This window comes from Bacillus sp. FSL M8-0077 (genome assembly GCF_038050255.1).
Taxonomy (GTDB): Bacteria; Bacillota; Bacilli; order Bacillales; family Bacillaceae; genus Bacillus; species Bacillus altitudinis.
On the sequence record NZ_JBBPAF010000001.1, the window covers coordinates 3257777 to 3272061 of the forward strand.

The 14285-nt window shown below is 43.4% G+C and carries 13 protein-coding genes; 2 read left to right on the forward strand and 11 right to left on the reverse strand.

Annotated elements, in window-relative coordinates; genetic code table 11:
* Position 1: 1 nt before the first annotated feature.
* From NST57_RS16990 to NST57_RS17015, 6 genes are all read right to left on the reverse strand, one after another.
* Positions 2–1132: a glycosyltransferase family 1 protein gene (locus tag NST57_RS16990; RefSeq protein WP_341298925.1), complete on the reverse strand. Its 1131-nt coding sequence runs from the start codon at positions 1130–1132 to the stop codon at positions 2–4.
* On the reverse strand, positions 1125–1964 hold the full coding sequence (locus NST57_RS16995) for a glycosyltransferase family 2 protein (protein ID WP_341298926.1): 840 nt from the start codon (positions 1962–1964) through the stop codon (positions 1125–1127). The genes NST57_RS16990 and NST57_RS16995 overlap by 8 nt, the downstream gene beginning before the upstream one ends.
* A 2-nt stretch (positions 1965–1966) precedes the next feature.
* Entirely contained in the window at positions 1967–3106 is a 1140-nt protein-coding gene (locus NST57_RS17000) for a glycosyltransferase family 4 protein (protein ID WP_341298927.1), read from the reverse strand.
* Positions 3072–4946: a polysaccharide biosynthesis protein gene (locus NST57_RS17005; protein WP_341298928.1), complete on the reverse strand. Its 1875-nt coding sequence runs from the start codon at positions 4944–4946 to the stop codon at positions 3072–3074. The genes NST57_RS17000 and NST57_RS17005 overlap by 35 nt, the downstream gene beginning before the upstream one ends.
* A gap of 165 nt (positions 4947–5111) precedes the next feature.
* Positions 5112–5795 (reverse strand): polysaccharide biosynthesis tyrosine autokinase, encoded by a 684-nt coding sequence (locus NST57_RS17010; protein WP_142156045.1) that lies wholly within the window; start codon positions 5793–5795, stop codon positions 5112–5114.
* Positions 5785–6516 (reverse strand): Wzz/FepE/Etk N-terminal domain-containing protein, encoded by a 732-nt coding sequence (locus NST57_RS17015; RefSeq protein ID WP_142156046.1) that lies wholly within the window; start codon positions 6514–6516, stop codon positions 5785–5787. The genes NST57_RS17010 and NST57_RS17015 overlap by 11 nt, the downstream gene beginning before the upstream one ends.
* Before the next feature lie 257 nt (positions 6517–6773).
* On the opposite strand from NST57_RS17015, the gene slrR reads away from it, so the two are divergent.
* The gene (slrR, locus tag NST57_RS17020) at positions 6774–7244 is read left to right on the forward strand and encodes an HTH-type transcriptional regulator SlrR (protein ID WP_142156047.1); all 471 of its coding nucleotides are present in this window, start codon (positions 6774–6776) and stop codon (positions 7242–7244) included.
* Between the two features lie 283 nt (positions 7245–7527).
* Here slrR and NST57_RS17025 read toward each other — a convergent pair whose 3' ends face one another.
* The 4 genes from NST57_RS17025 to NST57_RS17040 form a co-directional block, all read right to left on the reverse strand.
* Positions 7528–7752, reverse strand: a complete 225-nt coding sequence (locus tag NST57_RS17025) for a phage holin (protein WP_008347764.1) — start codon at positions 7750–7752, stop codon at positions 7528–7530.
* 144 nt (positions 7753–7896) lie between these two features.
* Positions 7897–8793: an ABC transporter substrate-binding protein gene (locus NST57_RS17030; RefSeq protein WP_142156048.1), complete on the reverse strand. Its 897-nt coding sequence runs from the start codon at positions 8791–8793 to the stop codon at positions 7897–7899.
* A 16-nt stretch (positions 8794–8809) separates the two neighbouring features.
* Positions 8810–9811 carry an iron chelate uptake ABC transporter family permease subunit gene (locus NST57_RS17035; protein ID WP_142156049.1) on the reverse strand — a complete coding sequence of 334 codons (1002 nt, stop codon included), beginning with the start codon at positions 9809–9811 and terminating at the stop codon, positions 8810–8812.
* Positions 9808–10860, reverse strand: coding sequence for an iron ABC transporter permease (locus NST57_RS17040; RefSeq protein WP_142156050.1), 1053 nt, complete (start codon positions 10858–10860; stop codon positions 9808–9810). Before NST57_RS17040 ends, NST57_RS17035 begins: the two co-directional genes overlap by 4 nt.
* Positions 10861–11169: 309 nt before the next feature.
* On the opposite strand from NST57_RS17040, the gene NST57_RS17045 reads away from it, so the two are divergent.
* On the forward strand, positions 11170–12579 hold the full coding sequence (locus NST57_RS17045) for a polysaccharide deacetylase family protein (RefSeq protein WP_048001963.1): 1410 nt from the start codon (positions 11170–11172) through the stop codon (positions 12577–12579).
* Between the two features lie 15 nt (positions 12580–12594).
* Here the strand turns inward: NST57_RS17045 and abc-f are convergent, their stop codons facing one another.
* The gene (gene abc-f / locus NST57_RS17050; protein WP_341298929.1) at positions 12595–14154 is read right to left on the reverse strand and encodes a ribosomal protection-like ABC-F family protein; all 1560 of its coding nucleotides are present in this window, start codon (positions 14152–14154) and stop codon (positions 12595–12597) included.
* Between the last annotated feature and the right edge of the window lie 131 nt (positions 14155–14285).

Consider the following 14285-nt stretch of genomic DNA (forward strand, 5'->3'; position numbering starts at 1 on the left):
CTTACAATCCATACACATTCATTACACGGGTGATGTTCTGTTTCACATCAAATCCTCTAAGGCCAAGCTGAGAAATAATCGTCTCCTGAACAGGAGGGTCTGCATGGTATGCTTCTAGTATGGCTTTCATCCACTCATGTGCTGAATCTTGCAGGGATTTCCGTTTTACAAGCCCGCACCCTAGATCGACTTCCTTTGTGATATGATCCGAAATCACACAAGGAAGTCCAGATGCCTGCGCTTCCACTAATACGAGCGGAAGCCCTTCAAACAAAGACGGCATCACAAACACATCAAATGCTTTCATATAATGCGGAACCTCCGAGACAACGCCTGTAAATACAATGTCTTCCTTTAATCCTGCTTTCTCTGCATACGATTCAACCACCGGCCGGAGCGGTCCATCTCCTATGAGAACTAACTGAAAGGAGACACCTTGTTTTTTTAGCGTCTGCGCTAATTCGATGAAAAAAACATGGTTTTTCTGCTCATGAAATCGGCCAATATGCCCTATGATCAGTTTTCTCTCTTGAAGTTGTAGGTTTTTTTTCATCTTCAGCTTTGCTTCTGGCTCCAACTGAAAAAAAAGGTCCAAATCAATCCCATTTGGCAAAATGTCCACTCGTCCATCGTGCATTCTTTTTTGTCCAAATAAAAAGCCACCGGCATCTTCACCGCATGCCACGAGCTGCGTAGAAAAGGCAAAGATCAGCTGACGAAATCCTTTGAGCATCAAATGATCAACCCAGCTTGGAGACTGTTTCCAAGCGGTATTATGTGAATGGCAAATGCGTATCTTCACATCTGCCAGTTTCGCAGCAAGGGCAGAAAATCCCGTTTGAAAATCTGTATGTGCATGCACCGCCTGATAAGGTCCCGTTTGCTTGATCGTCTTCGTCAACGTTTTGACAAACGTCCATGGAGAGGACGCTCCAATACTTGGGACATAAAAAATTCGCCCGCCAAGCTGACGAATTTCCTCATCGTAATCACAGACATCCTCCCGGTGGGTAATGAAATCAAATTGAAGAACATTCCGGTCGATTGCACGATAGATATTCATAATCATCGTTTCTGCTCCGCCTCTGTTCATTCCGCCCACAACATGAAGTACACGCTTTGGCTCACTCATCCCGAATCGTCCTCCTTTTCACCATAGATCCTCCAAGTTTCCGCTGATGATAAAACCTCATGATCTTTGGTGACATACAGGCACGGATGACAGGCTTAAGCGCAAAGAGATAATCAAACGGCGACAATTTTAATTGCTTGCATGCTTTTAAAACAAGCCAGGCATTGTCCATTGAATATCGGAATTTCCGGCGCTGAAAGGCCGCTTCATCCTCCCTTACAAGGTATAAGGGCTCTTGCAAATTAAAGCCTTTTCTCCCCGCAGCAAAAAAACGAATCCAAAGATCGATATCTTCCATCCGTCTTGTTGTTTTCACAGAACGATAGCCATTTAAAGCCTTGTAGACAGACGCTCTCATCATAATCGTCCCATGACAAAAAGGCGTTCCTCTTGCCAGCACCCTTCGATCAGGCTCTGAGACAAGTGCCCGAACGCCCTTCGTCCCTGACTCATCAAACACCGTCATCGCCGTACCAACCACATCATACTCCGGATGTGCTTCAAGGAAATGAACCTGTTTTTCTAATCGTGTAGACACTGATATATCGTCGCCATCCTGTCTTGCAATCAGTTCTCCCTTAGCTTCAGTGAGACAACGATTTAAACTGGCGGCAAGTCTTTGATTGTGTTCATTTCGGATCAGGCGAATTCTATCGGGTTCACGCATGGTATAGTGCAGCACTTTTTCATAGGTGCCATCTGTTGATGCATCATCACATATGATGAGCTCCCAGTTTTCATAGGTTTGATGAAGAATCGATTCAATGCTTTCTTCTACTGTCTCTTGGCAGTTGTAAACACCCATGATAATCGATACTTTCGGCTGACGCATGCTCACATCACCTTCTCTGTTTGATCCATATACGTTGTGTAAATTTCCTCCATTGCACTCACCGTCTGCTCCTGTGCAAATGCGTGAGCCATAGAACGTCCCGCTTTCCCCATCAGGTGAAGCTGGTCCTTTTTATGATAGAGCTGCTGTAAATAAACGGCTAAACCATTCACATCATGCGGTTTGACTAAAAAGCCGTTCACTCCATGTTTGACGAGCTCACAATGCCCTCTATTTTCTGTTGCAATCACCGGCTTTTCAGCAGACATCGCTTCAAGAAGATTCATCCCAAGTCCTTCTCTCAAGCTGGTTGATACACATACATCGCTCATATGCATCCAATCTTCGATGTGTTTGCAAAATCCGGCAAACTGTACATGTTCCTCAAGATTCAGCTGACAGACCAGTTTATCGTAGAACGAACGACTTGTCCCTTCTCCAGCAAATACAATCTTTACTTGTGGTATATTCCGATACAGCCGCGCGCAAGCTTTGATGAGCATTCCTTGATTTTTATTGTCATTCAATTCACCAGCACACAGCACGATAAAATCTTGTGTGGTAAAACCATATGCTTTGCGAAGGCGGTCTTTTTCTGCGTCATCAACTGGTGCAAATCGCTGCATATCAACACCCATACCGGGAACATAGTGCACAGCCGCCTTCTCTTTTGACAGACGATCTGCTCTTTCATAGTCTTCTCCATTAATGGTGATGAGCGCATCTGTATATTGAACGAGCCATCTCTCAACTGGGTAATAAAGCAGCCAGTTTTGAAGCGGTGCCCCCTTCCAAAAGTGAAACCCATGCGCTGTGTAAAGAACTTTCGTCCCTTTTTTGCGTGTTGTTTTGGCCGCTAGCCTGCCAATGACACTCCCCATCGGTGTGTGACAATGGATGAACTGATAATGCTCTTTTTCTAACAGTTTTTTCAGCTCCACATAAGCAAGCCGGTTGTGCAGATGAAAAGGGGAACGCTGAATCGGAATGGAATGCGCTTGATCCACATGCGGCAGTTCCAGCTGGCCATTTGCCGCTGTATGCACTTCCCATCCTTGTTCCTGAAACCACCTGAAATACGGGAGATGGAACGCCTTAAAATGATAATCAACCGTTGCGCAAAACAAGACTTTTTTCTTCATTAGCAAGTGGCTCCTCCTCTCGTTGCATCGTTTCAGACAATACATCATGCGACTCAATGGCGGCAAACAAGGCCTGTCTTAATTGATCGTCACTCATCATGTTAAATTCGTGAATAAAGCGGTTCAGCACATACGGATCACCATCCAAGGCATGGCCGATATGGATTTTCGGGAAAATTTGTTCCTGTGCTTTTTCATGCTGGTTGAGTAACTCCTCGTACATTTTCTCTCCGGGACGAATACCCGTAAATGTGATTGGAACCTGGTCTGTGGTGTAGCCTGAGAGATGAATGAGGTTTTCTGCGAGGTCGACAATTTTGACTGGCTCCCCCATATCTAAAACAAAAATCTGCCTTCCTTCTGCTAGTGCACCAGCTTGAATAACAAGCCTTGATGCTTCTGGTATCGTCATAAAATATCTTGTCATGGCTGGGTGCGTGACGGTCACTGGCCCGCCTTTTTCAATTTGTTTTTTAAAGATCGGAATGACGCTCCCCCTGCTTCCGAGTACATTCCCAAACCGGACGGCGACAAATTTCGTTTCACTGCTTGCCCCCATTTGCATAATCACCATTTCAGCAAACCGCTTTGTGGCTCCCATCACATTGGCAGGGTTGACCGCTTTGTCAGATGAGATGAGGACAAATGTTTCAACTCCGTGCTCATGTGCAGCTTCTGCCACATTTTTTGTCCCGATAATATTGTTTTTCACCGCTTCTTTCGGGCTAATTTCCATGAGCGGGACATGTTTATGCGCGGCGGCATGATAAATCATATCCGGCTGAAAATGACCAACGATTTCACTCATTTTTTGTTTATCTTGAATATCCGCAATTTGTGGATATAGGCTAATGCTATCTCCATACAATTCTTTCAGCTCTAGTAAAATAGAATGAATGCTAAATTCCCCATGTCCCACAAGCACGATCGCCCGAGGGGCAAATACACAAATTTGACGACAGATTTCTGACCCGATAGACCCTCCAGCTCCTGTCACCATAATCGTTTTTCCTTTTAGGTGAACGGAGAGACGGCTTGTATCTAATTGAATCGGCTCTCTTCCAAGCAAATCCTCTGGCTGTACATCCCGCAATTGATTCAGTGCATGGGTTCCTTTTAAAATCTGTTCCATTTCCGGCATAATCTGTGTTTTGATTCCAGTCGCTACACATTCCTTATACAGTCCTTTTAATGTGTGACTGCTTTTGGATGGAATGGCGATAATGATTTTTTGAATATCCATCATCACAACAGCCGTTTGAATATGTTCTTTTCCCCCAAGAACAGGCAGCCCCATAATTTCAAGCTTATGCTTTGTTTTGTCATCATCAATGAAAGCGACCGGCTCAATATGTACATCAATTGACTGCTGAAGCTGCCGAACGATAATGGTCCCGGCTGATCCAGCACCAATGATTAGTGCCCGCTCCTTTTCAACTTGATAACGCTTCGCACCATCATGAAACAGCCTGGATGCCATACGAGATGCACCGATGAATAACACATGAAAAAGCCAGACAATAAATAAAAAGCGAAATGGCCATGTCTGCACAAAAATGTACAGCATCGTCATGGAAAATAAAAATGAACACGCGAAGGTCTTCATTAAAGAAAATAGCTCTCTAACCCCTGTATAGGCCCATACTTGCTTGTACACGTGAAAAATATACGAAAACAAATGGTGCCCGATCAGTAGACTGAGCGAAGAAATGACGAGCATTTCAAATGTATATACGGTTAACGCTGCCTCTTGGACAAATTGAAAGCCAAAAAAGACGGCAACTAAAATGAGATATGAATCTAGTGCCACGATGATTGATAATCTTTGGGCGTAAGTCAACGCTCCTCCCCCTTTTTAAAGCATCACTATTCTTACATAAAATGGGCATCAAACCCGTCCTCACATCCCACTACCGATGACGAGCATCTAAGGCATATGTCATGCCCACAGCAGGATCGAGTGCCTCCGTTGTTAAAGATTAGGAGACATCACCTATCAATCTCTTTAATACATATAGTGCCTTCCCTTTTTCACTTTCTTGCCATTTAGCATCGCTCCAAGCAGTTTCCCTGTCGTACCCTCTAATACTTCTTTTGATTTCTTCACAGCGGCAATCTTCGTTTTACCGCTTAAAACCACAAGAATGCTTCCATCCGTCCGATTCGCTAATATTTTGGCATCGGCTACAGGCAGAAGCGGTGTGGAATCCACAATCACCATGTCATACTGCTGTTCAATCTCGTAAAATAGCTGCTTCATCACAGAGGAGGAAAGCAGCTCAGCTGGATTCGGCGGAATGGTCCCACTTGGAAGCAGCTCTAAATACTCAATCGGTGTAGGTAAAATGGCTTCCTCCAAACTGCAATTATTTAATAACACATTGGTCAACCCGGTGTGCGGACTGAGATCAAAATATTCATGAATGGCTGGTTTACGTAAATCAGCATCCACGAGCAAGACCCGTTTTTTCTGCTGTGCAAAAACAGCTGCCAAGTTTGCAGCCGTGAATGATTTTCCTTCCTTCGGCAAGGAGGATGTGACCAATATCGATTTCAGCCTCGTTTGAATAGATGTGAATTCGATGTTCGTTCGGATCGTTCGGAATTGTTCCGCAATGACAGAGTGAGGATTTAATACAGAAATACAGGATAAATCTCTTTTTTCTCGTTTTTTCCTCTTAAAAATCAATGTTCTGTCCTCCCGTTATGACGGACTGCTTGTCTTTTTTTGCCCTCCTGTCTGCATGCATCTGATAGACACTGCCGAGCGACGGCAATCCGATCTCTTCTCTTATTTGATGTGTTCGTTTCACCGTATCATCGAGTAAATTCATTAAGAAAATGAGTGTCATTCCCCCTAATGCAGAGGCGCCTAGTGCCAGAACGATGTGAACGAATTTACGTGAGTTCATCAGGATCGTGTTGGACAGCTTGGCTTCAGACAAAACATTAATGCGATCCATATTCATGGTTTTTTTGATTTCTTCTTGCAGCACCTCTGTGGCTGTATTCGCAATGGCTACTGCCTTCGCGCGGTCCTCATCTTGTACAGAAATATTTATGACCTCTGACTCATTTTCTGTACTTGTGGCAATTTTGTGTTTTAATCCTTCTGCCGATTCTGTAAGATTGAGTGTTTCTTTTACTTTTTCAATGACGATTGGACTTTTTAATAGGACTTGAAAGGTACGTGTATATTGAAGGTTCATCTGAATATCGTTTAAATTCGCTTGTGCATCACTGCTTCGTTTATGAACAAGAATTTGAGTGGTTGCCTGATATACAGGAGTCGAGACATAGAACTGATAGTAGGCTGAAATGCCCGTTACGATCAGGACAATCAGGATCAGAAGGGCCATTTTCTCTTTTATGACAGAAAACAGCTGCTTAAAACCTATATTCTCATTCATAGATACCTCCCGATTTCATCATAAAAAGGTTATATATGGTTTCTTTTTGTTAATGATTGGATTATAAAAGATAATACCCGCAAAGAAAAATGTCATAATAGGTCTTGTAGTTCTTTTTAAAGAACGAAATCGTTCGTTTTCTTTTATTTACTTCCTGTTTCTTACGTTTCTGAATTTTATAAAGAACAATTTATTTCTTATAATGAACGAAAAGGTCGCAGTACGATTCGCCGGGGAGAAGGGAGATCATATATCGAATGATAGGAAAGGTGATACGCATTTACCGAAAGAGGAAAGGATACTCAATCCAGCAGCTGGCTGAAGATGCTCATGTCTCTAAATCGTATTTAAGTAAAATTGAGCGTGGTGTCCACCAAAATCCGTCTGTCCAGTTTTTAAAAAAGGTATCCTCATCACTAGAAATTGATTTACAAGAGCTGTTTGATGCAGAAACGATGATGTTTCATTACGCTGAGGGCGGTGAACAGGAGTGGCGGGATCATATCGTTCATGCCGTCCAATCCGGCATGCCTAAAGAAGAGCTGTATCAGCTGCTCCAAACCTACAGAAAAGAGCAGGAAGGAAAGACGTTGCATGTCAATCAGAGAAAGCTGACCGACTCAAATATGTCAGAATGGAAGCGTCTCATGAGTGAAGCAAAGGCCATTGGCTTAACCATCGAGGAAGTGAAAGCGTTTCTTACCAATATGGGAGAACACCGAGCGTAAGCCACTGAGATAAAACCAATTTGCGGGGAGAAGCGCTTGTCGCTTCGATGAATGAGAGCCTTTTTATATGAAAAGGCTCTGTTCAGTTTATGGACAAAAGGCTAAAAATGAACTTTATTTTAGCCCTTTGTCTTCTTTTCAGCGTGATAGCAGTCTAGGAAGGACAGCTACTTTCGCGGAGCGAATTTGACATTCGTGAGTACCTGCGCGCAGGACTGACACCGAATGCGAGGGTTTGTCTACACGCTGAGAGCCTTTTTGCATGAAAAGGCTCTGTTTTCTGTTATTCTTCTTTTTTGGTTCGTGCTTTTTTCGTAATATCATTGTTCTTCCAATAGGCCCATAGTGATGTGATGCCAAGAAAGGCTAACGTAATGAATTGCTGCACACCTTCTTCATCAATTGGAATTGGGCTTTTTCCTGCAGCAGTGAGAGCGCTGTTCACAAGTGCCAATAAAAGCAGCACAAGCCTCGCAATAGTGCCTGCACTAATTTTTTGAACCTTCAACTGTCATCCCTCCCCTTTCCCTTCATACTGACGGTACGGCTCGTTCCCTCTCATATGTATGCAAAAAGCGAATGAATAGAAGGATGAATCAAAAAAAGAGACATCATTCCTAAATGCGGAATGATGCCTTGATTTATGTGCTGATTATTTAGAGAACATCTTTTTTGCTTCATCCATTGCCATTTTGTTGCCTAGAGCTGAATAATCTAGCCATGGCTGATCGGCAATCGGATACACTTGGTTTTTCTTCACGGCTTTTAGGCCTTTCCAAATCGGCGTCTGCTCTAACTGTTTGAATGCCTGCTTCGCCTTATCATCACGGTTCACGACGACAAAAATAGCATCTGCATCAAAGTCAGGAAGCACTTCTTGAGAAATGACTTCAAATGGACGTTTGCTGTCCAGTTTTTTCACACCATCTACAGGTGTCAGTCCTAAATCATCGTATAAAATTGGCCCCATCGGACGTTTCATACTAAATACTCGAAGCTCTTTTGCTGTTACACGAATCGCCATCACTTTTCCATTTCCAATCTTTTTCTGGATGAGTGATTTGACTTCTTTTGCTTCTTGATTGTAGTCCTTAATATATTGATCAGCTTCTTTTTCTTTATTGACGAGTTTGCCGATTTTTTTCAAATGATCACGCCATGTACCATCATTTAAATTAAACACTTCGGTTTTGGCGATTTTCTTGTATTTTGATAAGTCTTGTCCAGCCAGTTCTTCATCGATGTAAATGACATCTGGTTTTAAAGCAAGCAATGACTCCATATCAGGATCTGCTGCGATGCCCAGCTTTTTTGTTTGGCTAAGCTGCTTTTTCGCATGTGGAAGGAAATCTTTTAAGTCTCCCCCTACAACAGAGCCAGCAGGTTTTATACCGAGTGCTAATAAGTCATTTGTTAAATGAATCGACAAGGATGCAATCTTAGGTGTTCCGTTTTCATCTTGATTTGTTGTCTTCTTTGTTTCCTGTTGACCACAAGCGGCAAGAATCAAGAAACAGAGCGTTAAACCAAACACAAGTACTTTTTTCATGATGAGTTCCTCTTTCTTATTTTGTTTTTGTTAGTAAATAGAGAAAATAAGGTGCTCCGATAAAAGCCACAACCACACCCGCTGGGATGGCATTTGGGGCAAATATGGAACGTCCGATTGTATCAGCACTGACCAAAATCAACAATCCAAGCAAGGCGCTCACTGGTAAAAAATATTGGTGCAGTGAGCCGACAAGACGCCTCGCCAAATGAGGTGCAACAAGGCCAATAAAACCAATACCGCCTGTCATCGATACACTTGCACTCGCTAGACCAACAGCTAAGGTGAGCAGAAAAAGTCGTTTGCGCTCTACACGTACTCCGACACTTGAGGCGACGGCATCACCTAATGTTAACGCATTGAGTGTGCTGGACTGCATGAGCGTAAGCGGGACAAGACATACGATCCAAGGCAGGAGCGCAAGCACATGAATCCAGTCTCTCCCCCATACATTTCCCACAAGCCACCTTGAAGCGAAGGTGTATGTATCTTCATCCAGTTTCAATGACAAATATAAAGTCAATGCACTAAACCCCGCAGCTACGGCAATTCCAACAAGGATCAGCCGGATAGGAACAAGCCCTTCATGCCTGTCATACGCAAGAAGAACGATGACTGACGCAGCAAGTAGACCTCCACCGAATGTAAAGAGCGGAATGAGTAAAGATGGATTTCCTTCTAGTACGTGAAAATACGTCACAAAGATGATTAAGCCGAATGCGGCTCCTGCATTCAGACCAATAATTCCAGGATCAGCCAGTGGATTGCGGGATAAACTCTGCAAAATGCCACCTGCGATGCCTAGACCTATTCCAGCTAGTATCGTCACGACGATTCGAGGCAGACGATAATCAAACAGCACCGTCTCACTTTGGAAATCTCCAAAGCCAAATAACGTTTTGATGACAACGAGAGGGCTGAGTTTCAGCGTGCCGGTATTTAAACTATACAGCACGACAGCCGCACTCAGACAGAGCAAAACAGCTGTCACGACAAGAGCACGCCGTTTCTCTTTCATGACAGGTTCCTCCCTTCTTTTCTGGCAATATATAAGAAGAAAGGAACACCAACAAGTGCCACCATGACGCCGATGGCAAGCTCTCTTGGCGGATTTACTGTTCGGCTGGCAAGATCAGCGAAAACGAGAAGCATTGCGCCTAAAATCGCTGACATCGGAATGACGAAGCGATAATTGACCCCGACCAGCTTTCGTGCAATATGCGGAATGACAAGCCCGACAAACCCAATAGACCCAACCGCCGATACAGACACGCCTGCCAGCAGAACCGCAGCTGCCATACCTAGTATTCGCACTTGCCGGGTTTTCACCCCTAAATTCGCAGCTACATCTTCACCAAGTGATAATAATGAGAGGGATCGTCCTAATAACATCGCCCAAACGATGACAATGAGAATGACTGGTGCAAGGATCATCAGCTGCGGCCATTTGACACCTGCCACACCCCCTGCATACCAAAAAGCCAGATCCTGACTGAGATCAAAGTAAATGGCGATACCCGAGCTTAGCGCATGCAGCAAAGCTGCAACAACAGCTCCAGCTACAGTGAGCCGAAGCGGGGTCAGCATGCCGCCAGCCGCCCCAATGGCAAAGATCAGCAGTGTACTGAGAACAGCACCAAAAAAAGAAAAAAACATCAATGCGGAATAAGGCATTCCTGGAAAAAAAGCAAAACAAAGAGCGACCACAAACATCGCACCGCCGTTAATGCCTAATATCCCGGCATCTGCCAGCGGATTTCTTGTAATGCCTTGCATAAGCGCACCTGCCACAGCAAAGGCCGCTCCAACAAGTGCAGCTCCTAGCACACGAGGAAGCCTTAATTCATGAATGATCTGCTGCTCTGTCACATGAGACTGATAGTCAAACACAGCTGTCCAGACCGTTTGCAAAGACAATGACTTTGCACCGTATGAAACAGCCAAAAACATAGCCGCCACTAAACCAATGACAGCGAGAAAAAACAATAAAAAGAACAAAATAGGTGATGATCGTTTTTGTTGAGATGTTCGCTTATCCGGCAAAATCGGTGTCATCCTTTTCTTCATTAAAAGTCAGTTTGAAAATGAGAATCATAATCATCAAAATTATAGCCGTCACCCTCTGAAAAATCAATGTACGGCTCATTTTTTTAATTATTGAAGGTACGAATGGACAGCAAAGCAGCGAATTCTCCCATTCTGCTTTTCTCATTCTGAAAAACCTATCTTTTTTTACGGTAATTTAATAGGAAACTAGTTGACATTCCGCATGAAAATCCCCTAAAATTACAAAAGTAAGTCAATTGTTATAAAAATATTACAAACAGATGTCAAAGGAATAAAGAATGACCCGTCATGAGAGGAGAATTGAAAGTTGTGTCAGTAAAGGGAAAATGGAGTATCATCCTATTTGCGCTTGCCATCGTCATTGGAGCAGTTGCATTCTTTCAAAATCAGCAAGCAAGCGGTACAGAGAAGAAAAATGTGAAGCAGGATACGAATTATAAAAATGTTGAAATTGTCACCCTTGTAAATGACGGGAAGTTTATGAGATATGCGGTGAACTATCCACTTTTTCATCAAAAAAAGCTAGATGACAAGATTCAAAGCTATGCGAATTCAGCATTAGAGCATTTCAAAAAGACATTTAGTGAAGCAAAGGACATTGATGAAAACAAACGGTTTGAACTGAATATTGACTATGACATGGTGCACTATGCAAAACAATCTGCGGCCATTTATTTTACGACCTACACATATACAGGTCAGCAAAATGGAACCACTCATCACGTCACAATCAATTTCGATTTTCAGAAAAAAGACTTTCTTGACACAAAAGATTTATTTCAACCAAAAAAGGACTATTTGAAAAAATTATCCTATATTACATACACGGAGCTTAAAAAAGATAAAACCTTGTCTAAGGATCTATCACTCCTTCAAAAAGGAACAGCCCCTACCGATCAAAACTTCAGTCAATTCGCCTTAAAAGAGAAATATATAGAGTTCTATTTCCCAGCTTCTCAAGTAGCCGCAAAGGATTTAGGTCCGCAAACGCTGGCGATCAAAAAGACGCTGCTAAAAGATATCTTGAAGCCGGAATATATGAATAAGACCAAAAATCAGAATGAAATCAAAGAACCGAATCCAAAAAGAAAAGCCGTCAAACTGCCGCAAAAGCCAAAGCTTGATCCGAATAAAAAAGCCATCGCACTCACATTTGATGATGGTCCAAACCCAGCTACAACTTCAACCATTTTAGCAGCGCTGAAGGAAAATAAAGGACACGCCACCTTTTTCGTATTAGGCAGCAGGGTTCAGTATTATCCTGGGATGCTTGCCGACATTTTAAAGGGCGGAAATGAGATCGGAAACCATTCATATAACCATCCTTTATTAACGAGACTCCCTCTAAAAGAAGCGGTCAAACAAGTAAAAGACACGCAGAAGCTGATTAAAAAGGCCAGCGGTTATACTCCTACGCACTTTAGACCGCCATATGGAGGAACAAATCCCGACATCAATCAAGCGGTTGGCATGAACGTTTCATTGTGGGATGTCGATCCTGAGGACTGGAAAATTCGCAACAGCCAGCAGATCACAAACCATGTTCTCTCACATGCAGCAGATGGCAAAACTGTACTCATGCACGATATTTATGATAGCTCTGCACGAGCGGCAGTGAAGATCATACATGAGCTGACCAAACAAGGCTACCAGCTTGTCACAGTCAGCGAACTTGAACAATTGAAAAAAGAACGAAACGAACAGACCCCTGTGCAGTAAACACAGGGGCTTTTTTTATGACTCTAACGACTTCTTTCTTTTCAATAATGCTTGAAACGTCTCTTCAAGCTCCCGAGAAGGCTCGATGCTTAAACGGCTGAGCACTTCAGATAGCTGCATATCAATCAGCAGGAGCTCTTCTTCTTTCTTTGTAACAACTGGTTTTTCTTCCTGTTGTTTATATTCTTCATAGGTGCCATCAAATTGTTCAATGGTTCCCTCGTGCACATGAAGAATACGAGTAGCCACCTGCTCAATGAGCCGCCTGTCGTGAGAGACAAACACGACTGTGCCCGGGTAATCTTTTAAAAGTCCTTCAAGCGCTTCTACTGCCGCAAGATCTAAAAAGTTCGTCGGTTCATCAAGCATCAGAACATTGGCATCACTGACGAGCAGCTTGGCAAGCATCGTCTTCACCCGTTCCCCGCCGCTTAATACGTTCATCAGCTTGTACACATCGTCTCCCCGAAACCCAAGTCTCGCTAAAACGGTGCGAACGACAGTCTCATCTTGAATCGCCTGTTCCAGTGCATTTTGTAAGATCGATTCATCTAGATTCAGTCCTGAAAGATCTTGGCTGAAATAACCGATCTTCACGGCTTCTGAACGAAAAATCCCGGGATGTCCGTTTACAAGCATTCGGAGAAATGTCGTTTTACCGCTCCCATTCTTCCCAATGATCGCAACTTTGTCTCCGCCTCTCACTTCTACATTCGCCTTTTTCCAAAGGATTTTATCTCCTGCCATACCATCTACATGTTCCACACGAAAAATGGTGCGGCTTGCCACTTCCTTCATGGTATGCTGCGTCATTTGAAGAGGCTGGGCTTCCTTTACCTTCTCCACCTTTTCTAATTTCTCCATTCTTGTTTCAATAGATTTGGCTGTTTTTTGAAGCTTTTTTTGCTTGTTTGCATAGTAAGGCTTTGCAATTTTAGGCCCCGAGGATTTCAGCTTTGGAGATGGCTTTGTCGCTTTGTCGGCTTTTTTCATTTTCTTTTGCAGTGCATGTTCTAACTGTTTTTTCTTCTGGGTATACGCCTCGTACGCCTCCACTTGCTGACGATGTTCGAGTTCTTTTTGCCGGGCAAAATCGCTGTAGTTGCCTTTGTATGGTTTGAGTTTCCCATCCTCCAATTCCCAAATGTCTGTACATAACGCATCTAAAAAAGCACGGTCATGCGAGACGACAATCAGAGCACCTTGATGATAACGAAGCTTTTCTTCTAGCCACTCAATATGCTCCGTATCTAAGTGAGTCGTGGGTTCATCGGCTAATAAAAGGGCAGAAGGCCGGCTTAAAGCTCTCTCAATATAAGCTTGAGTCATCTCTCCGCCACTTTGTCTGCCATCTCCTGTCTTTAGTTGAGGAAGCAGCGTACAAGTTGTAGTGTGTGCAAATGTGCCGCTGTCTGGTTTTTCCCTACCCGCCAGTACATGGAGCAATGTCGTTTTCCCACTGCCATTCGTTCCCACAAGGCCGATTCGGTCCCCTTGATGAATGGCCAGCTCCTCTATATCAAATAACAAGCGATCCTTTCTAAATACTTTTAATTGGTGGGCTCTCAGTAACATCCAACCCTCTCCTTTCGTATCAGGAGACATGAAAAAGCCTCCCATTCTCAGAATAGGAGGCAAAATGGTGTACAAAAATAAGCGTATCGATACAGAATGACATGCGGTTCATCAAATGAGCACACATATCC

Coding starts and splice junctions, on each gene's coding strand:
- NST57_RS17015 (WP_142156046.1), bottom strand. CDS start 6,516: ATGAATGAGAATATAGGTTTTAAGCAGCTGTTTTCTGTCATAAAAGAG.
- NST57_RS16990 (WP_341298925.1), bottom strand. CDS start 1,132: ATGAGTGAGCCAAAGCGTGTACTTCATGTTGTGGGCGGAATGAACAGA.
- abc-f (WP_341298929.1), bottom strand. CDS start 14,154: ATGTTACTGAGAGCCCACCAATTAAAAGTATTTAGAAAGGATCGCTTG.
- NST57_RS17000 (WP_341298927.1), bottom strand. CDS start 3,106: ATGAAGAAAAAAGTCTTGTTTTGCGCAACGGTTGATTATCATTTTAAG.
- NST57_RS17035 (WP_142156049.1), bottom strand. CDS start 9,811: ATGAAAGAGAAACGGCGTGCTCTTGTCGTGACAGCTGTTTTGCTCTGT.
- NST57_RS16995 (WP_341298926.1), bottom strand. CDS start 1,964: ATGCGTCAGCCGAAAGTATCGATTATCATGGGTGTTTACAACTGCCAA.
- slrR (WP_142156047.1), top strand. CDS start 6,774: ATGATAGGAAAGGTGATACGCATTTACCGAAAGAGGAAAGGATACTCA.
- NST57_RS17040 (WP_142156050.1), bottom strand. CDS start 10,860: ATGAAGAAAAGGATGACACCGATTTTGCCGGATAAGCGAACATCTCAA.
- NST57_RS17030 (WP_142156048.1), bottom strand. CDS start 8,793: ATGAAAAAAGTACTTGTGTTTGGTTTAACGCTCTGTTTCTTGATTCTT.